The 20,441-nt window shown below is 69.9% G+C and carries 20 protein-coding genes and 7 pseudogenes; 8 read left to right on the forward strand and 19 right to left on the reverse strand.

Features of this window, described 5'->3' with window-relative positions:
• Positions 1–24 precede the first annotated feature (24 nt).
• The 3 genes and pseudogenes from SSP24_RS05425 to SSP24_RS43855 all read right to left on the reverse strand — a co-directional run.
• Positions 25–657, reverse strand: coding sequence for an MBL fold metallo-hydrolase (locus SSP24_RS05425; RefSeq protein ID WP_141307616.1), 633 nt, complete (start codon positions 655–657; stop codon positions 25–27).
• A gap of 33 nt (positions 658–690) precedes the next feature.
• A complete protein-coding gene (gene pcaDC / locus SSP24_RS05430) occupies positions 691–1,989 on the reverse strand; it encodes a bifunctional 3-oxoadipate enol-lactonase/4-carboxymuconolactone decarboxylase PcaDC (protein WP_141307617.1) in 1,299 nt (432 codons plus the stop codon).
• Positions 1,990–2,021: 32 nt separating this feature from the next.
• Positions 2,022–2,231 (reverse strand): annotated as a pseudogene (locus SSP24_RS43855) (IS110 family transposase); the annotation flags it as partial.
• On the opposite strand from SSP24_RS43855, the gene SSP24_RS42705 reads away from it, so the two are divergent.
• Positions 2,176–2,412, forward strand: coding sequence for a hypothetical protein (locus SSP24_RS42705; protein WP_167529516.1), 237 nt, complete (start codon positions 2,176–2,178; stop codon positions 2,410–2,412). The pseudogene SSP24_RS43855 and the gene SSP24_RS42705 sit on opposite strands and share 56 nt — an antisense overlap.
• Positions 2,413–2,416: 4 nt before the next feature.
• On the opposite strand, the gene SSP24_RS05440 is transcribed toward SSP24_RS42705, so the two are convergent.
• Positions 2,417–3,421: an NADP-dependent oxidoreductase gene (locus SSP24_RS05440; RefSeq protein WP_141307618.1), complete on the reverse strand. Its 1,005-nt coding sequence runs from the start codon at positions 3,419–3,421 to the stop codon at positions 2,417–2,419.
• Position 3,422: 1 nt separating this feature from the next.
• Complete coding sequence (locus tag SSP24_RS05445; protein ID WP_141307619.1) at positions 3,423–4,241, reverse strand: oxidoreductase; 819 nt, start codon at positions 4,239–4,241, stop codon at positions 3,423–3,425.
• A 136-nt stretch (positions 4,242–4,377) separates the two neighbouring features.
• On the opposite strand from SSP24_RS05445, the gene SSP24_RS05450 reads away from it, so the two are divergent.
• The gene (locus tag SSP24_RS05450) at positions 4,378–4,965 is read left to right on the forward strand and encodes a TetR/AcrR family transcriptional regulator (RefSeq protein WP_141307620.1); all 588 of its coding nucleotides are present in this window, start codon (positions 4,378–4,380) and stop codon (positions 4,963–4,965) included.
• Between the two features lie 310 nt (positions 4,966–5,275).
• Here the strand turns inward: SSP24_RS05450 and SSP24_RS43860 are convergent.
• A pseudogene (locus SSP24_RS43860) lies at positions 5,276–5,439 on the reverse strand (ATP-binding protein); the annotation flags it as partial.
• Between SSP24_RS43860 and SSP24_RS43865 the strand changes: the two are divergent.
• The 3 genes and pseudogenes from SSP24_RS43865 (at position 5,378) to SSP24_RS05465 (ending at position 7,370) form a co-directional block, all read left to right on the forward strand.
• Positions 5,378–5,794 (forward strand): transposase, encoded by a 417-nt coding sequence (locus SSP24_RS43865; RefSeq protein ID WP_229864833.1) that lies wholly within the window; start codon positions 5,378–5,380, stop codon positions 5,792–5,794. The pseudogene SSP24_RS43860 and the gene SSP24_RS43865 overlap by 62 nt on opposite strands.
• Positions 5,795–6,201: 407 nt before the next feature.
• Positions 6,202–6,548, forward strand: a pseudogene (locus SSP24_RS45255) (RidA family protein); the annotation flags it as partial.
• Between the two features lie 87 nt (positions 6,549–6,635).
• Entirely contained in the window at positions 6,636–7,370 is a 735-nt protein-coding gene (locus SSP24_RS05465) for a translation initiation factor IF-2 (RefSeq protein ID WP_141307622.1), read from the forward strand.
• Between the two features lie 411 nt (positions 7,371–7,781).
• On the opposite strand, the gene SSP24_RS05470 is transcribed toward SSP24_RS05465, so the two are convergent.
• Both SSP24_RS05470 and SSP24_RS05475 read right to left on the reverse strand, forming a co-directional pair.
• The gene (locus SSP24_RS05470) at positions 7,782–9,005 is read right to left on the reverse strand and encodes an RNA polymerase sigma factor (RefSeq protein ID WP_141307623.1); all 1,224 of its coding nucleotides are present in this window, start codon (positions 9,003–9,005) and stop codon (positions 7,782–7,784) included.
• A gap of 2 nt (positions 9,006–9,007) precedes the next feature.
• Positions 9,008–9,391, reverse strand: a complete 384-nt coding sequence (locus tag SSP24_RS05475; RefSeq protein ID WP_141307624.1) for a YciI family protein — start codon at positions 9,389–9,391, stop codon at positions 9,008–9,010.
• Between the two features lie 344 nt (positions 9,392–9,735).
• On the opposite strand from SSP24_RS05475, the gene SSP24_RS05480 reads away from it, so the two are divergent.
• Positions 9,736–10,434, forward strand: a complete 699-nt coding sequence (locus SSP24_RS05480; RefSeq protein ID WP_141307625.1) for a haloacid dehalogenase type II — start codon at positions 9,736–9,738, stop codon at positions 10,432–10,434.
• A gap of 1 nt (position 10,435) precedes the next feature.
• Here SSP24_RS05480 and SSP24_RS05485 read toward each other — a convergent pair whose 3' ends face one another.
• From SSP24_RS05485 to SSP24_RS05495, 3 genes are all read right to left on the reverse strand, one after another.
• Positions 10,436–10,825 (reverse strand): ArsR/SmtB family transcription factor, encoded by a 390-nt coding sequence (locus SSP24_RS05485; RefSeq protein ID WP_229864763.1) that lies wholly within the window; start codon positions 10,823–10,825, stop codon positions 10,436–10,438.
• 59 nt (positions 10,826–10,884) lie between these two features.
• Entirely contained in the window at positions 10,885–11,319 is a 435-nt protein-coding gene (locus SSP24_RS05490) for an MFS transporter (protein ID WP_229864762.1), read from the reverse strand.
• 286 nt (positions 11,320–11,605) lie between these two features.
• On the reverse strand, positions 11,606–13,108 hold the full coding sequence (locus tag SSP24_RS05495; protein WP_141307626.1) for a SulP family inorganic anion transporter: 1,503 nt from the start codon (positions 13,106–13,108) through the stop codon (positions 11,606–11,608).
• Between the two features lie 407 nt (positions 13,109–13,515).
• On the opposite strand from SSP24_RS05495, the gene SSP24_RS05500 reads away from it, so the two are divergent.
• Entirely contained in the window at positions 13,516–13,932 is a 417-nt protein-coding gene (locus SSP24_RS05500; protein ID WP_141307627.1) for a MerR family transcriptional regulator, read from the forward strand.
• Between the two features lie 97 nt (positions 13,933–14,029).
• Here the strand turns inward: SSP24_RS05500 and SSP24_RS05505 are convergent.
• The 3 genes and pseudogenes from SSP24_RS05505 to SSP24_RS42725 form a co-directional block, all read right to left on the reverse strand.
• Positions 14,030–14,272: pseudogene (locus tag SSP24_RS05505) on the reverse strand (VOC family protein); the annotation flags it as partial.
• 708 nt (positions 14,273–14,980) lie between these two features.
• A complete protein-coding gene (locus tag SSP24_RS05510) occupies positions 14,981–15,733 on the reverse strand; it encodes a hypothetical protein (protein ID WP_141307628.1) in 753 nt (250 codons plus the stop codon).
• Positions 15,734–16,126: 393 nt separating this feature from the next.
• Positions 16,127–16,294: a hypothetical protein gene (locus SSP24_RS42725; protein WP_167529517.1), complete on the reverse strand. Its 168-nt coding sequence runs from the start codon at positions 16,292–16,294 to the stop codon at positions 16,127–16,129.
• Positions 16,295–16,935: 641 nt separating this feature from the next.
• Here SSP24_RS42725 and SSP24_RS45260 point away from each other — a divergent pair.
• Positions 16,936–17,091 (forward strand): annotated as a pseudogene (locus tag SSP24_RS45260) (6-phosphofructokinase); the annotation flags it as partial.
• 39 nt (positions 17,092–17,130) lie between these two features.
• On the opposite strand, the pseudogene SSP24_RS05515 reads toward SSP24_RS45260, so the two are convergent.
• From SSP24_RS05515 to SSP24_RS05530, 5 genes and pseudogenes are all read right to left on the reverse strand, one after another.
• Positions 17,131–17,777, reverse strand: a pseudogene (locus SSP24_RS05515) (transposase); the annotation flags it as partial.
• Positions 17,778–17,810: 33 nt separating this feature from the next.
• Positions 17,811–18,308 carry a DUF1877 family protein gene (locus tag SSP24_RS05520; RefSeq protein WP_141307629.1) on the reverse strand — a complete coding sequence of 166 codons (498 nt, stop codon included), beginning with the start codon at positions 18,306–18,308 and terminating at the stop codon, positions 17,811–17,813.
• A 171-nt stretch (positions 18,309–18,479) separates the two neighbouring features.
• Complete coding sequence (locus SSP24_RS05525; protein WP_141307630.1) at positions 18,480–19,025, reverse strand: YciI family protein; 546 nt, start codon at positions 19,023–19,025, stop codon at positions 18,480–18,482.
• An 80-nt stretch (positions 19,026–19,105) separates the two neighbouring features.
• Positions 19,106–19,434, reverse strand: a pseudogene (locus tag SSP24_RS45550) (IS701 family transposase); the annotation flags it as partial.
• A gap of 156 nt (positions 19,435–19,590) precedes the next feature.
• Positions 19,591–20,418: a transglutaminase domain-containing protein gene (locus SSP24_RS05530; protein WP_141307631.1), complete on the reverse strand. Its 828-nt coding sequence runs from the start codon at positions 20,416–20,418 to the stop codon at positions 19,591–19,593.
• Positions 20,419–20,441 lie beyond the last annotated feature (23 nt).

The following is a 20,441-nucleotide window of genomic DNA, read 5'->3' on the forward strand; positions in this document are numbered from 1 at the left end:
ACAACGCGTCCCGCCCGTGACCCGTCACACCTCCGAGGACTCCCCCGGCGTCAGCCGCAGGTGCCGGGAGCCGCCCAGGGCGCCGATCTGGTTGTCGTAGATCGGGCGGGCGAGGTCGGTGAGGAGCGCGTCGTGGATGTCGTACGCCCGCTGCGGCTTCACCTCGCGGACGTAGTCGATGACCTCGGAAATCTTGCTCCACGGCGCCATCACCGGCAGCATCAGCGTCTCCACCGGGTGGTCGGGGACGGTGAGGGCGTCGCCGGGGTGGAAGACGCGGCCGTCGATCAGGTAGCCGACGTTGGTGATGCGCGGGATGTCCGGGTGGATCACGGCGTGCAGTTCGCCGTGCACCTGGACGTCGAAGCCCGCGGCGGTGAACGTGTCGCCGTGGCCGACGGTGTGCACACGGCCAGGGAACGCCGTCGAGATCTTCTCCGCGACGGACCTCAGCGTCCAGATCTCGGCGTCCGGGTTGGCCTCCAGGGCGGCCCGCAGCCGTTCCTCGTTGAAGTGGTCGGGGTGCTCGTGGGTGACGAGGATCGCCTCGGCGCCGACCGCGGCGTCCGTCTCGCTGAAACCGCCCGGGTCGAGGACGAGCGTCCGGCCGTCCTTCTCCAGGCGGACGCAGGAGTGCGACTTCTTCGTGAGCTTCATGACTCCATCCTCCCGGGGGCGCGCGCTGGGGGCCTACTCCTGGGGTGTCGTCTCCTCTCTTATGACCTGCTGGGCGACCCTGAACGCGCTGTTCGCCGCCGGTACGCCGCAGTAGACGGCCGCCTGGAGGAGGACCTCCTTGATCTCGGCCGGGGTGAGGCCGTTGCGCAGGGCGGCGCGCGTGTGGAAGGCGAGTTCGTCCAGGTGGCCGCCCGCGATCAGGGCGGTGAGGGTGATGCAGCTTCGGGTACGACGGTCCAGGCCCGGCCGGTTCCAGATCTCGCCCCAGGCGTAGCGGGTGATGAACTCCTGGAAGTCCCCGGAGAACTCGTCGGCCTGCGCCAGCGCCCGGTCCACGTGCGCGTCGCCGAGCACCTCGCGCCGCACCTTGAGCCCGGCGTCGTACGGATCCGGCCGCCCGTCCGCCTGCGGCTCCACGGCGGCCGGGGCGATCTCGGCGACGGGCGTGGCCTGCGGGGGCGGCGGCGCGGCGAGGACCGGCTTGACCGGGGCGGCCGCGATGGCCATCTGGCCGGTGGCGTCGAACGCGGGCTGCCAGGCGGTGGAGAAGTGCGTGACCAGCAGGTCCGTGACGGCGGCGGGCTGCTCGACGGGGACCAGGTGGGAGGCGCCGGGTACGACGGCGAGGCGGGCGTCGGGTATCCCGGCGACCAGCGTGCGGGCCTCGGCGGGGCCGGTGACCTGGTCCTCCGAGCCGACCAGGACGAGGGTGGGCACGCCGACGCGGCCGAGTTCGTGCCGTACGTCGAAGGTGGCGAGCGCCTCGCAGTTGGCGATGTAGCAGCCGGGGTCGGTGGTGCGCACCATCTGCACCGCCCACTCGGTGATCGCGGGCTGGGCGGCGGCGAACCCGGCGGTGAACCAGCGGTCCGGCGCGGTGCGGGCGATCGGGTCGAGCCCGTTCGTCCGGACGATCACGCCGCGCTGGCGGAACTCGTCGGCGGTGCCGAAGCGGGGCGAGGCGGCGATCAGCGCGAGCGAGGCGAGCCGCTCCGGGTGGCGCAGGGCCAGCTCGACGCCGACCGCGCCACCGAGAGCGCAGCCCGCGTATCCGAAGCGGTGCACGCCGAGGCTGTCGAGGGTGGTGAGCAGCCGGGCGGTGAGGTCGGTGACGGAGCCCGCGGGGTAGGCGGGGGCGCCGCCGTGTCCGGGCAGGTCGTACCGGAAGACCCGCCACTGCTTCATCAGCTCCGGGACCTGCCGGTCCCACATGTGCCAGGTGGTACCCAGGGAGGGACCCAGGATCAGGACGGGAGCCTCTTCTGGCCCGTCAAAGCGGTATTGCAGGGTGTTCGACGGTGTCTCACTCACGCCTCAGACCCTCTCACGTATCACGGACGCCCCTATAACGGGGGGACGCTGGATACCGTTCTGATCAGGTTGAAGACCTCGCGGGCGGCATATCGCTTGAGGCATCGGATGATCTCACGCCGGGTCTTGCCCTCCTGGGTGCGGCGTTCGTAGTACGCCTGGGTGCGCGGGTCGTGGCGCAGCCGAGTGAACACGATGCTGTACTCGACGGGGCTGACTCCGCACAAGGCGGCGAAGGACGCCTATGCCCACAGGTGTCAGCAGCTGTGGGGCATGGCGTTCGACGAGCCGGGTCAGGCGGAGATTAAGTTCGTCGACCTGCCCGGTGAGCTGTGCGATGCGCTCGGCGAGCCGAGGCGCGCGCAGGCGGGACCGCTCGCGGTTGCCCAGGCTGGACAGTCGCCTGGTTCATCTCCTGCCTGATGGTCTATTTCACCGTGATGACGACTTTGCCTTTGGTGCGCCCCTTTTCGACGTACGCCATGGCCTCGTTGGTCGATTCGAACGGGAAGACGCGGTCCATGACCGGTCGGATGATCCCAGAGTCGATGAGCGAAGTGATCTCGCGGAGCTGGTCACCGCTTGCCCGCATGAAGAGGAACGAATAGCTGATTCCGCGCCGTTTGGCGGCTTTCCTGACCCGATGGCTCAGGACACGCATCACCGGCCGCAGGATCCATGGCTTCCCGATCTCCCGGGCGAAGCTGGGATCCGGTGGGCCGGAGATCGAGATGAGCTTTCCGCCCGGTTTCAGCACTCGCAGGGATTTCATCAGCGTCGCGTCATCGAGGCTGTTCACCACCACGTCGTAGTCGTGGAGGACCGTTTCGAAGTCGTCCTGCCGGTAGTCGATCACCACATCCGCGCCGAGGCTGGTGACCAGGTCGATGTTGCCCGCGCTGGTCGTCGTGGCCACGGTCGCGCCGAGATGCTTCGCCAGTTGGATCGCGAATGTTCCGACGCCGCCGGAGCCGGCTTGGATGAAGACCTTCTGCCCCTTCTTCAGGCCGGCGATTTCGATCAACGCCTGCCAGGCGGTCAAGCCGACCAGCGGGACGGAGGCCGCTTCCGTCATTGTGAGGTGCTTCGGCTTCGCGGCCAGGTCGTCTTCGTGGATGGCGATGAATTCCGCGAAGGTTCCGATGCGGCCCTTGTCCGGTCGCGCGTAGACCTCGTCGCCGGGCCTGAACTTCCGTACCCGGGCGCCGACCCGGACCACGACACCGGCCACGTCGTTGCCCAAGATCAACGGCAGGCGATAGGGCAAAATCAGCTTGAACTCTCCATCCCGGATCTTGGCATCCAGCACGTTGACGCCTGCGGCGTGAACCTCGACCAGCACGTCGTGCTCGCCCATTGCAGGCCGCGGCACGTCTGCGGCCTGCAGGTCGTTGCCGGTTTTTCCGTAGCGATTGACGGTGAACGCCCGCATGTCAGCCCACCATCCGGTTGAGTTTGCGAACGCTCTTGTCGAAGGCCCGTGCGGGGACGATGCGGCGCAGCACGCTGAGGCGGCCGGCCGTCGAACCCGCGGTGTAGCGCAGTTTCGGTTTCGGGTCGGTGGCTGCCGCGGCGATCACCTTGGCGACGACGGCGGGATCGTCGCCGCCGCGCATTGTCTCCCTCATGACGTCTTCGAAGACGCGCCGTCGGCGCGCGTAGACCGCCAGCGGGGTGTCGGCCTGCACCTGGTTGGCGTCGAACGGGGTGTTGACCGGGCCGGGCTGGACTCGCAGGACCCGCACGCCGTGTTCCCGGACTTCGTGGTCCAGGGACTCGGAATACCCCTCGACCGCGTGCTTGGTCGCCACATAGTTGGCCATGAAGGGGTTGGGCACGAAGCCGGCGACGGACGAGACGTTGATGATGCGCCCGCTGCCGCGGGTGCGCATGTGCGGCAGGACGGCCTTCGTCATGCGGATGAGGCCGAAGACGTTGACGTCGAACAGGCTCTGTGTCTGGGCGACCGAGAACTCCTCGGCGGCACCGTTGGCACCGATCCCGGCGTTGTTGACCAGCACGTCGAGCCGCCCGAAGCGTTCGAGCACCTGCCCGACGACGCTCGCGACCGACTCGTCACTGGTCACGTCGAGGTCAAGGAATGTCACGCCGTTGCCGGGGGCGATGCGCGAGGTGTCGCGGCTCGTTCCGATCACAGTGAAACCGGCGTCCGCGAGAGTGAGCGTGGTGGCCTTACCGATGCCGGATGACGCGCCCGTCACCAGCGCCACCTGCGGAGATGTTGTCTTCATGGCTCTCATCCCTTTAGATTACGATCGTAATACCATAGGCGCGGCCAGAGCTTGCGCGCAAGCGTTCGGGCGGGTTGGAATTACGACCGTACTAACATGAGTGACGGGCTGACGCGGCCCGCGAGCGGAGGAGCACGTGGTGCGGTACGGGAAAGAGCACAAGCTGGCAACGAGGAAACGGATCATCGAGACGGCCGGCCGCCGGTTCAAGCGCGACGGCATCGACGGCTCCGGTGTCGCCACGCTCATGAAGGACGCGGGCCTGACCAACGGCGCCTTCTACGCCCACTTCGAGTCCAAAGAGGACCTGGTCGCCACCGCGGTCTCCGAGCAACTGCGCGGCCAGCGAGAGTGGCTCACCTCTTTTGAGTCCGGTCGCGCCGGGATCGAACCAATGGTGCGCACCTACCTCTCGCCCGAACACCGCGACAACCCCGAGGACGGCTGCCCATCCGCCGCCCTTCTCGACGAGATATGCCGGTGCGCGGATCCGACCAAGCAGGCGTACACCAACAGCGTCCTCGCGATCATCGACGACATCGCCGCCCGCCTGGCACCGCACGATCCGCAGTCGGTACGCGCCAAGGTGCTCAGCGTCTACGCACTGATGATCGGGACCCTGCAACTTTCCCGCAGCCTCGCCGACCGACGGCTCGCCGACGAGGTGCTGGAACAGGGCATCCGCAACGCCCTGACGGTGCTGGACGCCGCATCGGAGCGCTGAGCCACCGCGTCATCCAGGGCGTTGCCTTCGTCCCGCCGTGATCCCGCTCGCCGCCGCGCCTGGCTCGCCGCCGCTCATGACCGCTCCGGACGCGCTGAGCACTCGCGCCGGCGGGGACCACGTTCCGCAACGAGGTGGTGGCCCGGGCGTGCCGACCATCGCCACCTACCGGCCGGGGCGTGCCGCGGGCGCGAGCAGCCTCAGCGGCTACAAGCGGCCGACCCCCCTGGTCGTGCTCGACGCCATCCCGAAGAACGCGGTCGGCAAGATTGATCGGCAGGCCAATTGGCGGGAGGGCCAATGGGGCTGGGATCTCCGGGCCGTGCTGGCCGATGCGATCGGGATCGGCGGGCGGGCAGCGGGCACGATGAGGTCACTGTCCCACACGACGACGTCCACGGCGCAGGCGGTGATGCGCAGTTCCATCAGGACGGGGCCGAGGGCGTATTTGAGGGCGTTGGTGACCAGCCTGGACCTGCGTGCCGTGTTCCCCGCCCCCGGCCACCTGGCCTCCTGGGCGCAACTGTCCCCGCGCACCATCCAGTCCGGGAACAAGAACACCTCCGGCCGCACCGGCAAGGGCAACCCCTGGTTGCGCGGAGCTCTCGGCGAGGCCGCGATCTCCGCCGCCCGCACCGACACCTTCCTCGGCGCCCGCTACCGGCGCCTGGTCAAACGCCGCGGCCACGTGAAAGCCCTGGTCGCCATCGCCCGCTCGATCCTCGTCGTGGTCTGGCACCTGATGACCAACCCCCATACCCGCTACCGGGACCTCGGCCCCGACTGGCACACCCGTCACCAAGAGCCCGCCCGCCCGCAGGACCCGTGACCTCGTCGGCCAGCTGAAGGCCCCCGGCCACGACGTCACCCTGACCCCAACACCCGCCTGACACCCCAGCTCCCAGCCCGCCAGCACCGACCGCCGACGGGGCAAGACAGGGCAGCACTTCCAGGTGGCCAGCGCTGTCGCTGCGGGGATGCGCTCCGAACGCATCACACTCAGCAACCGCGCGAACGTCCCGCACAACGGCAGCGTCAATCTGCTGCGGGCGAGGACCGAGCAGTGCTCGTACACGGGCGCCCGAACAAGTACGAACTCACGGTTGGCGACCTACGCGTCCACGCCGCCGCGGCGTCCTGCGCCTCCGCCCCCAGGGAGAAGGTTGATCGTTTGGCGGGTTGGCGGCCCTCGCCCGGGGTCGTCTGCTGTCAGTGAAGTCGCGGGCCTCGTCCTAAGCCCGAGACGTGGTCGACGGCGACTGGGTACACGTATCCGGGAGACCGGCTTTGACTACCCAACGATGACCATCTCGGACGACGTCCTCGAGCAGGCCGAGCAGTGCCTCCGCAACATCGATTACGCGCTGAAGGAAACGGACTGCACCTTCGCGGACGTCGTCCGGGTGCGTTATCTCCTCCCCAACCGCGACGACTTCGAGCCGTGCTGGCCCTGCTCCGGGGCCGCTTCGGCGACGTAGGCCCGCCGCCAAGATGATGGTCTGCGGCCTCGCCGACCCCGGATGAGGATCGAGATCGAGGTGTACGCCCGCCGCCGGAACCTCACGGGATGCGCCCACGTCTGATCGTCGCACCGGCTGAGTACGATCACCTGCGCCGGTCTGAGTACGCGAGCGGTTGCCCGCCGCGCGTGGCGCCGGAAGGGTGGACGGATGCGCCGACTGCTGCTGCTCGCCCCGCTGTTGCTGTTCATCGCCGGCTGCGGTGTGGTGCAGTCCTCCGAGGACGAGGCGACGGACGCCGCACGGGATGTGGCCAGGAAGGCGGGCGAGCGGCTCTACGGCCAGCGTCCGCGCACGGCGGAGGAGGTCGGGCGCTTCGCTTCCGGCATCGATGGGGTGGAGGTACTGCGGGTGACGGGTACCTCGACTCACGACGGGGACGGCGTCGACGTGGTCGTTCGCACGTCCGGCTCGGCGTACAACGGATGGCTCGACCCTGAGGAGGTCGCCGTGCGGCGCTGTTTCGCGGTGCGGGTGTCGCCCAAGTCGGAGTGGCGTGAGGATCCCCGTGACGTGGACTGCCCGGACGGCCCTGCGCTGACCTTCGCCCCGGCACCCGAACCGCCCCGGCTGCCGTACGAGGAGCTCCGCGCGAAACTTCCCCGGGTGCCGGAGAGCGGCCGGGTGGACGAGGCCGAGGTGCGCCGTGCGCTCGCTGCCCTGGACCTGCATCCGGCGATCCGTACCGAGGTGAAGGCGGACGGCGGCCGGGTCGGCGTTCTCCTGTCGGTGCAGGGCAACCGCTTTGACGCGCAGGACTGTCTTCTTGCCCGCGTGGGCCCCGGCGCCACCGAGGTGTGGGTGCCGCCCCGGATCCAGCGGATGCCCGGAGAGGGCGGCTGCACCGTCGGCAACGCCCTGGACCCGAAACCGTCACCGCACTGAACGGGGTGCCTGGTGGGTGGTCAGTGCAGGAGCGACGAACCGGTCAGCTTCCACGCCTGGGCACCCTTGCCCGCCGTCTTCGGTGTCGTAGATGACGCAGTCGAGAAGACACCGAGCCTAAACCCACCGAACCACGTGGAACCAGCCGGGCACGGCTGAACCGAGCAACGGAAGATGTCCGATGCCTGAGAACCCTTCCGACCGGCGACCTCGTCGTCAAACTCCCCCGCGAGCGCGTCGCGGAACTCATCTCCGCGGGCCGTGGCAAACCCTTCGCCCCGGCCGGGCGGACGTTCCGCGAATGGGTTCTGGTGGACGACCGCGACGAGGATCACTGGGCCGAGCTGATCGACGAGGCCCTGCGTTTCGTCTCCGGACGGCCGGCCACGGCGTGAGGCCGTCCGGTGCCGTTCAGCGCGCGGACCGGCCGCCGCGGCGCAGGAAGTCGCGTTCCCCGGCCGTCGGTGCCAGGGCGGCTGCCCGCTCGTAGGCGGCCGCGGCCTCCTCGCCCCTGCCCAGCCGGTGCAGCAGATCGGCCCGGGTGGCGTGGAAGGCGTAGTAGCCGTCCAGGTCCAGTTCGTCGACCAGCGCCAGGGCGGTGGCCGGACCCCGCACCTCACCCACGGCGACGGCCCGGTTGAGGGCCACGACCGGCGTGGGTGCGAGGGCGAGCAACTGGTCGTACAGCGCCATGATCTGCGGCCAGTCGGTCTGCTCGGGCGTGGCCGCGTCCGCGTGTACGGCGTTGATGGCGGCCTGGATCTGATACGCGCCGGGCCGATCGCGGCGCAGGCACCGGCGGACGATCGCCTGCCCCTCCTCGATCAAGGCCCGGTCCCAGCAGCTGCGGTCCTGCTCGGCGAGCAGCACCAGGGAGCCGTCGGGCCGCGTCCGCGCGGCGCGACGGGACTCGGTCAGGAGCAGCAGGGCCAGCAGGCCCGCCGCCTCCGGCTCGTCCGGCATGAGGTCGGCCAGGATGCGGGCCAGCCGGATCGCCTCCGCGCACAGGCCCCGTTCGGCCGGGCCGACCGGGTCGGCCGTACCGGCGTTGTAGACCAGGTAGAGGACGGCCAGCACCGGGCGCAGCCGGTCGGGCAGCTGATGTTCCTCCGGCACGCGGTAGGGAATGCGGGCCGCCTTGATCTTTCGCTTGGCCCGCACCAGACGCTGCGCCATCGTGGTTTCGGCCACCAGGAAGGCGTGGGCGATCTCGGCCGTCGACAGGCCGCCGAGCAGTTTCAGGGTGAGCGCGACCTGGGCTTCGGTGGACAGGGCCGGATGGCAGCAGGTGAAGATCAGACGCAGTCGGTCGTCCGGCACGGGTTCCCTCTCCTCCGGCAAGTCGGGATCGTCGTACTCGGGCCAGAGTGCCGCCACCTCGCCGAGGAGCTCTCGTTCGCGTGACGCGCGCCGCAGCCGGTCGATGGCGGCGTTGCGGGCGGTCGTCGTGATCCACCCGCCCGGGTTGGGCGGCAATCCGTCGACCGGCCACTTGTCCAACGCGATGGCGAACGCGTCCTGCACCGCGTCCTCGGCGGCGTCGATGTCGCCGAGGACGCGGATCAGGGTGGCCAGGACCCGGCCGGACTCCTCGCGGAAGATCCGCCCGACGTCCGCCCGGTCGACGGCCGCCAAGGTCAGGCCCCGAGCCCGGGGTCGGGCTGGTCCGCGAACGCCGCGAACGGGCGGACCTCGATCGGGGCGTTGATGGCGGCGGTGACCTTCGCCGCCCAGGCGAGCGCGGCGTCGAGGTCGTCGGCCTCGACGATGTAGAAGCCGCCCAGATGCTCCTTCGACTCCGCGAAGGGGCCGTCCGTGGTCAGCACCTCGCCGCCGGAGACCCGCACCACGGTGGCGGTGTCGGCGTCGTGCAGGCGACCGGAGAACACCCAGGCGCCGGACGAGGCCATGTCGGTCTCGATCGCCCTGAGCTGCCGGTGGGACTCCTGCATCTCCTCCTGGGTCATCGGCGCACGCCCCTCACCGGCACCGCTGTGGACGGACAACAGGTAACGCGTCATGGTGGCACTCCTGGTCATGGTCATCGGCGGCACTTCCCGCCTGTCACCCTTGCTACGAACGGCGTTCCCGCAAATCGACACGCTGCCCGAACCTCCGCCCCGTGGGGCTGTCCGGCCGCGTCGAGCGGGCGGGTCGGGTCCCTGACCGTGATGCGGCCGCGGGGCGGGCGCAGCACCAGGCGCTGGAGCGCAAGCCCCGCGCGCTGCCGCCCGACCAAGCAGTCCAGGCAACAGCCCGGCGCCTCCGTGGGCGCCCCACGCTCCGGGATGACACACCCTGACAGACCGCGATTGAGTGGTGCCAACCGCACAAGGCGATCAGCGCGGCGTGACTGGAGGAGACCATGTCCGACGACGGCGCCCAGGATCTGCGGGTCCTGGTCTTCGACGTGAATGAGACGCTCAGCGATCTCACCCCTCTGCGGGTCCGCTTCGAGGATGTCGGAGCGCCGGCGGATCTAATGCCCACCTGGTTCGCCGGGGTGCTGCGGGACGGGTTCGCGCTGACGGCCGCCGGGGCGTACGCGGACTTCGCGTCCGTCGCCCTGGACGGGCTGCGGTCCCTGCTGCCGGGCGTCAAGGGGTGGGCCGGGGACGTCGAGGCCGCGGCCCGGCATGTCCTGGACGGGTTCGCCGAGCTGGAGGTGCACCCCGATGTGCCTGACGGCGTACGGAAGTTGAGCGATGCCGGGTTCCAGCTGGTGACCATGACCAATGGCAGTAACACGCTGACCGAGGGGCTGCTTGCCAAGGCGGGGCTGGTGGACTTGTTCGAGGAGCTGTTGGACGTGCGCGGGCCACGGTGCTGGAAGCCCGCAAGGGCCGCGTACCGGTACGCCGTTGATCAAGTAGAGGTGCGGCCGGAGCAGGCCCTGCTGGTCGCGGTGCACCCCTGGGACGTCGACGGCGCGCTGCGGGCGGGTCTGCGCGGCGCGTGGCTACGGCGTGGCGCGACCGTCTATCCGCAGTCGATGTCCCCGCCGACGTACAGCGCGCAGGACCTGCGGGAACTCGCCGACGCACTGATCGCCGACAGGACGTGAACTACGTATCGGATCCATGTCGGGCGGGTGCGGCGCCTGCCCGGCGGGTGTCTCTGCGGACGTACGGCAGTGTGGGCGGCGGGCAGTGTGGGCGCATCATCGCTACTGCCGCTTCCCGGGGATGCGGGGGGCAGCAGTCCAGGGCGGCGGCGTTGTCCGCGGCCAGCGCGGGGGCGAGGACGACCAGGTCCGCCACCCGAGGGTCGCCGACGGAGTAACGCAGCTTCCTGCCGTCCCGGCGTGCGGTGACATGGCCGCAGTCGACGAGACAGGGCAGGTGCACGGAGCCCCGCGGCTGGGAGATGCCGGCGTGCTCCACACACTCGGCCGAGGTGCGCTCCCTCCGCAGGATGAACTCCAGCAGCATCAGCCGTGTGACGACCGTCCACACAGCGAGACCCTCGATGGCCCACGCGTCGCGCCAGCCGTACTCGGAGACCAGCCCCTCGGTCAGGACTGGGCGAGGGAGATCCCTGCGGTGCCGACAGCGCCGGTGATGCCGAGGGCCAGGCCCCGGCGCTTGTCGAACCAGTACGCGACCGTGGTTGTGGCGACCAGCCCCAGGGCGCCCTGTCCGGCCATGCGGATGCCGATGAACCCGGCCGTCAGGCCGACGAGGTAGGTGACGAGGGACAGAGAGATGGGATCGCGCCGAAGACCTCGGCTACGACGGTGATCACCCGGCGTGGGCCGATGGGGGTCCCCGCTCGAGCGAAGCCGAGAGTGGGGGAGGTCGATCGCCCTGCCGACCAGGGGCATGGCGCACGCGCCGACGAGCGTGCCGGTGAGGTAGGCGGTGGAGACCTGGGTGCGGCTGACGCCGAGGTCGGTGATGAGGGGGTCGATGAAGACCGAGACGCCGGTGGTGTGGCCGGGCGCGGTCATCGCCATCTCCGGCGCGCTGTAGGCGACTATGCGCCAGCCGTGGAAACGCCCGCCGGATACGGGGTCGGCGGGCGCGGCGGTGGGGTCGGTCTGGGTGCCGACGAGCTTGTCGGTGCGGCTCAGGGTTCCTCCTCCCGGCCGCTTCTTCGCCGCCTGAGGAGCGCGGCAGCGAGGTAGCGCGGACCGGGCTCTGGGTCGTCAGGGCATTGCCCGGGGCCCGGCCCACGCGCGGAAAGACCGCCCTCCCCCACCTACGTCCGTGGTCGGGGAAGGGCGGCCGGTCCGGTCAGTGGCTGCCGGTCAGCTGGCCCGCGAGGCGTTCGTGCATGTCGGCGCTGGGCTTGTTCAGGCCGATGATGGTGACCTTCTTGCCCCGCTGGGCGTACTTGGTCTCGACCGCGTCCAGGGCGGCGACGGAGGAGGCGTCCCAGATGTGGGCGTCGGAGAGGTCTATGACGACGTCGTCCGGGTCGTCCTTGTAGTTGAACTGGTAGACGAGGTCGTTGGAGGAGGCGAAGAACAGTTCGCCGGTGACCGCGTAGACGACCTGGTTGCCGTCCGGGTCGACGACACCGGAGACGTTGACCATGTGGGCGACGCGCTTTGCGAAGACGACCATCGCGGTGAGGCAGCCCACCACGACGCCGATGGCGAGGTTGTGGGTGGCGACCACGCACGCGACGGTGACGAGCATGACGGTCATCTCGCCGAGCGGCATCCGCCTGACGGTCTTGGGCGCAATGGAGTGCCAGTCGAAGGTGGCCACCGACACCATGATCATGACGGCGACCAGGGCGGCCATGGGAATGTCGGAGACGACCGGGCCGAAAGCGATGCACAGCACCATCAGGAATGACCCGGCGAGGAAGGTGGACAGGCGAGTGCGGGCGCCGGACACCTTCACGTTGATCATGGTCTGGCCGATCATGGCGCAGCCGCCCATGCCGCCGAAGAAGCCGGTGACGATGTTGGCGACGCCCTGCCCGATCGACTCACGCGTCTTGCCCGAGTGGGTGTCGGTGATGTCGTCGACCAGTTTGGCCGTCATCAGCGACTCCATCAGGCCGACCAGCGCCATGGCGAACGCGTAGGGGGCGATGGTGGTCAGGGTGTCCATCGTGAACGGCACGTCCGGCAGGCCCGGCACGGGCAGCGAGGACGGCAGGGCGCCCTTGTCGCCGACGGTCGGCACGGCGATCCCGGCCGCCACGGTGATCACGGTCAGGATGATGATGGAGACCAGCGGGGCCGGGACCACCGTGGTGACCTTGGGGAAGAACACCATCAGGGCCAGCCCGCCCGCGACCAGTGGGTAGACCATCCACGGGACGTCGTGCAGTTCCGGCACCTGCGCCAAGAAGATCAGGATGGCGAGGGCGTTGACGAAGCCGACCATGACGCTGCGCGGCACGAACCGCATCAGCTTGGCCACGCCCAGCGCGCCCAGGATCACTTGGAAGACGCCGGCGAGGATGACGGCCGCAATCAGGTAGCCGAGCCCGTGTTCCCGGTTGAGCGGGGCGATGACCAGGGCGACCGCGCCGGTCGCCGCGGAGATCATGGCCTTGCGGCCGCCGACGACCGAGATGACGACGGCCATCGTGAAGGACGCGAACAAGCCGACCGCCGGGTCGACCCCGGCGATGATGGAGAAGGAGATCGCCTCGGGGATCAGAGCCAGGGCGACGACCAGCCCGGCCAGCACCTCGGTACGGAAGACCTTCGGGGAGTCGAGCCAGTCGGGCTTGGACAGGCGGAACCCAGGGCCCGCGGGCAGCAGTGAGGACATGCAACCGTTTCTGTTCGGGCAGAGCGCCACCAGCCGGTGAACGCGTCCACGTCGTACACGACTCCGCGCACGCAGGGAGCGGAATCCTCGGTGGCCCGGCCACATCAGCGGGGCCCAGCCGATCTGTGTGACAGCCGTCCGGCTGCCGGTCGGGCATCATGGCCCGGAAGTCTTCGGATGCCATCGGGGCCCGGTCCGGGCCCGCGCCATGGCGTTCACTCCTGCCGTCACTCTCGACGGCGGCGGTGAACACGTAGAGACTCTACCCTGACGTGAGGGCAGAGTGCGACTTGCGGCTTGTGAAACACAGGTAAACGCCCGCCACGGCCCTGTGATTCATCTCACGCAAGGTGGGTTGCTTTACGGATTCGAAAATCGAAGGAAACAACGAAGGGGATCATGGGGCGATGACGGATCAGCGGCAGATGCAGATCGGTGAGGTGGCCGAGCGGACCGGTTTGTCGCTGCGCACCATCCGGCACTACGAGGAAGTGGGCCTGGTGATCCCCTCGGCCCGCAGCAAGGGCGGTTTCCGGCTGTATACGGAGACCGACGTCGAGCGCCTGATGGTGATCCGCCGGATGAAGCCGCTGGACTTCTCCCTGGAGGAGATGCGGGACCTGCTGGACATCACCGACCGCCTCGCCGCCACGGACGATCCGCCCGCCGGCGAGGAGCGCGAGCGTCTGCGGGAGCGGCTGGACTCCTACCGGAAGGTGGCCGACGCCCGCTGCGAGACCCTGCGGGCCCGGTTGGAGATGGCCGAGGACTTCGCCGCCACGCTGCGCCGCCGCCTGCAGGCGGACGCCCGCTCGGGCGCCTGAGCCGCACCGGGGGCCGTCATACGAGGGTAGGGGCGCGGTCCATGGCGGTCCGCGCTCCTCGATGCCATCCGGCCGCGTGACGGTCAGCCGCCTGCGTGGCCGCCACGAGGCGGGCAAGCGCCTGGTCGAACTCGTCCTCGGAGACGAGGAACGCGTAGTGCTGCATGGGGATGTCGATGTCGACGGTCGCGAAGTCCAGCGTGACGCCGTTGGCGGTCGTCACCGGCAGGAACATCCCGGCCGACTCCCCGACCTCCAGCCCCAGCATGTGGGCAAGGAAATGAGCGGACTTCTCCCGGTCACGGGTGAGAACGATGGTGTGGTTGAACTCGACTGACACTGGTCAATGCCTCCACGGGCATCTCCGCGGCACCTCCCCGGCAGCGGCGAGCGGTATTCGGCCGGTCGTCCGGGTGGGCCGCGAGCGTCTCGAAGGACATGCGCGGGGTCTCTCCGGTCAGTACGCCCATCAGGGCCCGTCGGACGACTGGGGCATCCAGCGGGCCACCCCGTCCTCGCCGGTCCGGTGCGCATAGGCGGTCTTCACCCGGCTGCCCTGGACGGTGCAGCGCTAGGACCAGTTGCCGCGGGCGTCGACGTACTCGAGTGCAGCATGAACGGAGCCATCGCCCGCCTCCCCCTCCCCCTCGGGCACCGACCAGAACCAGCGGCAAGTCCTCTCAGAACTGGCGCAGTTCGGTGTAGCGGCGGTCGTCGGGCAATGCGGCGAGGACCGCCCGGACATGTGGGCGGAGATGATCGGCGATCTCGATGCGGGTGACCTCTGCGGCCATGGCTCTCCCCTATGTGTGGCATCCGTGGGCGGGCGCCGTGGTGGCGTGCGGGAGTTGTCGGCAGCCCGAACGGCCTTCGAAAGCAGACCGACTGTGTCGGCGAGCGGCCCTACTCTAACGTAAGGGGAGAGTTGCCCGGCAAGCCCACTCCAGTCCATCCAGTGAACTGCGCAGAAATGCCAGACCAGCGACACACAGGGATCCGGTGAAGGCGAGTCACCCGCCCAACCTCGCCCGGAGCGCCGGCGTCGCCCTCACGGGTGCAGCAGGTGCAGGCGGCCGGGCATGGCCTCGATGCGCAGTGGGGCGCGCACATCGCGGGTGGGTGCGCCGTCCACGTCCAACCGATAGGCGCCCCAGGCTCGTTCGAAGCGCAGGCGGCGGATGTGGCGCCTGCCGAAGGAGTCGCCACGCGCCTCCAGCAGGCCCTGGTCGGTCAGGGTGATGCGCAGGGGCTGGTCACCGGGTGCGGTGATCTTCTCGTTGTCGAGGATGAGGCGGGCATTGCCCGGGTGCGGCTGCAGTGAGACCAGGACGGTCTCGCGCACCGCGACGCCGAAGTCGCCGCCGGAGAGGTGAATGCCGATGACGGGGCTGCGATGGGCTCCGAAGGCGTTCGGCTCGCCACCCGACCATCCCTCCGGGCGCTCGACCAGCAGCGGCAGCTGCCACAGGGCCGCGGCGCGCATGGCCTGCTCCGGGTGGGATCCTCCTGCGTACACGAGCAGCTCGACGGCCGGGCGCCGGATGCCGCGGTCCGGGCCGCCGCGCTCACCGGCTTCGGGGACGGGGCTCAACTCCGTGCTGCGGACGCCCTGTTCGGCCAGGCGTACGCGCAACTGCTGGGCCCGCTCCCGGTCACCGCGACTCCAGCCGCGCACGATGGCCAACGTGGGGCGCGCGGCCGGGAGAGCGCCGGCGAGGCGTCCGGCAGCGGCCAGCAGGCGCTCCACGTCCGGCGCGTCCCGGGCGGATCCGGCGTCGGGGGACGAGGTCGAGGGCACCATGCAGACTCCTTGCACACTCGGAACGGACCGATCAGGCGGCGTCGGGAATGCGGCCCGCAGCCGCGCCGGGGGCGTACGGGTCCGCGAGACCTGCGTGTCAGGACAGGAGGTTGGCCTCGCGGGCTGCGGCCGACGGCCGCTCGGAACGACGGCCCCGCGGACCCGCCTCTGTGGCCCGAGGCGGGACGAACGACGGCGTTCCGACCGTTCATCTCTAACCTAACGCGAGAGTCTCATCGGCGTGAAGCAGGTGTGAGGCGGGATGAACAGACTCCGACTATTACGTGTAGACAGAGTTGCGTGCGCCGAAGGATTCGCCGGACACGTCTCCTCGGCGCGGCAGCCCCGGGTAGGGCTCCATGCTTCATGGCCCGGGGCTGCTTCCGTTCGCGCTCAGCGCAGGCCGGCGGCCGGCTCGGCGGCGAGCCAGCCGCGGGCGCCCCAGAAGTCGACGGCTCGGCAGATCGTGCTCAGGCAGCGCTGGGCGCGGTCACCGCCGTTGCCCCAGTGCCCGAGGCTCCACCCGGCGAGCCGGTCGGCGGCGCCGTCCTCCTCCAGCACGGTCAGCCGGTTGTGCGAGCCGAGGGGGTGCCCAGCAGCAGCATCGCCGTGGCATCGGCCTGCCCGGAGGACTCGCTCATGAAAGCGGCGATGGCCTGCCGGACGGTGGGCGCCATGGACGGTGACGGCGCAGCCTTCGGCCGGACCCGAGGCGGGTGCGCCGGGCGTGAACTCTTCGCGGCTACAGTCGGTTTGACCGCGGCGCCAGGGGCGGGCTTCGGGGTCGGTACGGGAGCAGGTTGGCCCGCCTGCGGCGCGGGAGCCACCGCCGGCTGCTGGGCAGCGTCGAGGCAGGCGGCGACGTAGTCGCTCGGGCACGGGGATGTTCTGGGCGATGGAGGTCTCCAGCGCCTCGGCGTCGCAACTGCGGCACAGCGGGAGTTCGCGCCACCGAATATGGACAGCTGAGTGCCCCGCGAGTGCCGGGTCATGGCCTGCGGACGGTGGACGATGTCCCGCCCACCGCAGCCGGAGTAGGTTTGCAAGGGAGTGGAACCGAGGGCAGCCGCGGACAGGCTGCTGCCGTCCACCCACTCGCACGCGGCGGCGGGCAACCTGCCTGATGCCGCTCACCCCCGCCCCTTCCTGGAGTCCGCTCAGTCATGCGCATGGGTGTCCTCACGACCGGCGGCGACCGCTTCGCCCGCGGCGGCACGATTCTCGATTCGTCTCGGGTCCAGCCCTCCATCGGCGGCGAGGGCACCCTGAAGGCCGCCCGGCCAATGTCAGACAGCGGCCTGCCCGTCCCGGGTGTGCCGAAGACACTGGCGGCGACCACCGCCAAGACCGGCGGTACGGTCCTGCAACTGGCCGACCTGCACGGTGACATGGGTGCATGCGGGGACCTTCAGCACGGCCTGGTGAATCTGCTCGGTGGTGATCATCCCGACCGAGTACGACAGCCATCGTCCGCGCTGGGCGAGCCAGGCCACGAACTCGTGTGTGCCGCCAGCCGAGTCGGTCCCGATCAGCGTGCTCCGTCCGCGCCGGTGTTGCTTCGGCTGCTGGGCCAGGGCGAGCCTGGTGACGGTGATGTGGTCGGCTGCGGTGTTGCTGCCCGCGTTCCCGGGCCGCAGCAAGGCGGCCACGGGCTCCCCAGTGCCGCCGTGACCGTGGTCGACAAAGCCCACACAAGCACACCGCCCAGGTCTACAGTCACCTGCCCGCCGGCATTCGGCGCCGCAGCACTGGCCAACTTCCAGACGGATTCGCGTACTTCTGACCGCGCTGCCCTGATCGCCGTCAGGGCCCTCGGGCCGGCCGCGGCGAGGGTGGCGATCAACCGGGAGACCGTCGGATCGGATGCCACCCGCCCGAAAACGGCCGGCTCGCTCCGCAGCATCCCGGCATCGGCCAGGCAGTCCCCACCCAGCGCGACCGCGAGAGCCACATCCAGCAGGGCCTTCCCCGGATCGTGCAGCGCCCGCGGACGTCGCCACGGCGCCGGCGCCGCCGATATCGCCTGGTCCAGCCCGGTCTTGCGGCAGTCGGACGGGCCTCACACGCAAGCGCGAGGCTAGTACCAGAACGCCTTGACGACGGCGCGGTGTGCTGCGGCCGCGCGGCAGTAGAAGTCCCGAAGGCCGGTGTGGTGGGCTAGGTAGTTCTCCTTGGCCGCGCCTTCCGGGTCCTCCCACTGTGCGTACGGCGCGGTGAGTTTGGCCCCCTCCACCTGCCAGAGAGCCTCGAAGGAGGCCCCGGCGAGCAGGTCCGCGACCGTGGCGACCTGGTCCGGGTCGAGGATGACGAATGGCGGTTGCTGGTCCATGTGGGCGGGGACGATCCGACCCCCGTATATCGGCAGATCCCATGACGAAGTACCGCCGACGAGCGTGGGCCCTGCCAGGTAGAGGTCGTTGAGCGGGCCGAAGTCCTTGGCTATGGATTCTGCGATGCCTGCCGCGTACTCGGTCTCGTGGTTGTCCCAGGCCGAGCCCATGAACTCCACCAGTGAGGCGTGGTCGTCCCGGATCTCATCTTCTGCCACCGCTCGGAGGTGAAGGTGAAAGCTCATGTCTCGGTCTCCTCGTGACTGCCTGCCTCGATCTTGCATGAAGGCAGGTCGGTTCCTTACGACAGGCCGCGCTGTCGCGTCGAGTGGGCACCGGGTTCCACGCCTCCGGTGGGGTGTACTGCAGCCCTGTTATGTGTCCCTCACAGGGTTATCTTTCTGCGTCTCGGTTCATCACCGTCTGCCGCCGAATTGCCACTCGTGGACCTCGATATGGTCGTAGTGGTCCGGGGCCAGGACGGCGCGTGCGGTGTCTGCGTCTGGCGCCCGAACCAGCACCGCAGTGCCCAGCCAAGTGGTGCCGTCGTCGGAGAGCAGCGGCCCGTAGGCAATCAGCTCGTCACGGTCGGGCGGCACGGGGTCGGCGGTCTGTCCTGTGCCGAGGCCGAGCACCAGGTATCGGTTGCCGCCGGTGCGGCCACCGGGGAAGTCCCACATGGTGCGTCCCAGAACGTTCTGCCAGCGGCGCAGCAGCACGTCCTGGTATACGCCGGCCTGGTAGCCGGGCTCGTCGAAGGCGAATGCGCGGGCGGCGGCCGGATCGGGCAGGTCGACTATGTGCACGCTGCCGGTGGGCGTGTCACCGTCGTCGGCGAGGGTCGGGCCGCGGGCGATCATCTCCGTCGCGTAGCGGTCCATGTATGACCAGTGCTCTTCCAGCAGTTCCTTGCGCAGAGCGAGGGAACCGGGCCGGTCGCGGTGGTAGCAGAAGAACTCCATGCCGCAGTCTCTACCATGGGGGCCTGTCACGGGGCTCCGCCTACCCAGCAGGCGGCGGATCTCGTTCACGCTCAGTCGGATCAAGTCGCGGCGGTGTCCCCCTTTTCGGCGGTGCTGACGCGGATCGCGGTCAGGTGGGCGGTTGCGGCCATGGCCAGGGTGATGTGCCGGCACCGGGCCGCGGGCGCGCGTCCTCGAAGCCGTCGCCGCTCTTCTCGGGCAGCGGCACCAAGGACCAGGCGGATTCGCGCAGACCGTGGGCGCCGTCGCCGGTGGAGCGGATCTCCCAGGCGTGCTCGGGCAGCATCGCCGAGACGATCCGGGCACTTTGCCCACGCGGCCCGCACCGGTGCGTGTATTTGATCGCCGGCACCTAGCCGAGCCGCCGGTCGGCGAGCCAGGTGCGCAGCGCAGCGCCGCACCTGCGGGGCTCCTCGTCGCACGCCTATCACCGACTGCGTCGACTCCCCCGGACCAGAGTGCCCTGACCTGCCATTACGCGCTCACCTTGGACTGGCCTGGACACCCACGGACGGTCTCTACAACCTGTGCCTCCGGGGGACTCTCACATCGTCTTCACGAGGGCCGCCCGGCGGTTGCTGTCCCGTTTGCCCAGGATCGGCTCGGCCAGCAGCCTCGCCATGGTGCACAGGGTCTGGCCGTGCCGGGCGAACAGTTCGTCGCGGGAGTCGAAGTGGCCCAGGTCTGCCAGGACATGGGACGAGAGGTCGCAGGCGCCGCGGTCGGCCGGGCATGCCGTCACTCCGTCCCAGTCGATCGCCGTCCTGGACAGCGCCTCGAACAGCGTCTCCGCGGCGCTGTTGGTGAAGCCGCCGCCGTTCCGGCCGCTCAGTTCGCTCAGGTCGCCGAAGATCTCGGACGCCGACAGCCAGCGCGCGGCCCGATGCTCGTCCTGCGGCGTCGGCTCGATGCGGAACTCCGGCCATGCGAGGACGACCTGGTGCGGGACGAGCCGGCGCATCCGCGGGAAGCGGAGGTACCAGAACGCTCCGTCGACCAGCAGGCCCCGTACCCGCGTGGGGGTCCCACCCGCCCGCGCCACGGCTTCCAGGACGGCCAGCCGCTGGCTGCACGAGCCACGGCCGCGGCGCAGCACCTCCGACACGGGCCGCTCGTCCTGGACCGAGTAGACCGGCCGCACCGCGCCGGTGATGGTCCTGTGCGCTCGGCGCAGGGTCTCCAGCTGGCCGACGGGGTGCGCTGTGGTGTCTTGGCCTTCCGGGGTGGCGGTGATGGTTCGGAGCAGTTCCGTGACTCGGTGATGTCGCCAGTCGAGGATGTGTGTCGGCGCTGTGCTCCCGGGTACGTCCGCGCAGGTTGGCGCGGAGCCCCTGAGCGCTCGTCTGCTCGGCATGAGAAGCGAGCTCGTCATGGCAGCCGTCCTTTCCGGCCGGT

Origin of the sequence: Streptomyces spinoverrucosus, assembly GCF_006539505.1 — a bacterium.
In the GTDB taxonomy this organism is placed as follows: domain Bacteria; phylum Actinomycetota; class Actinomycetes; order Streptomycetales; family Streptomycetaceae; genus Streptomyces; species Streptomyces spinoverrucosus.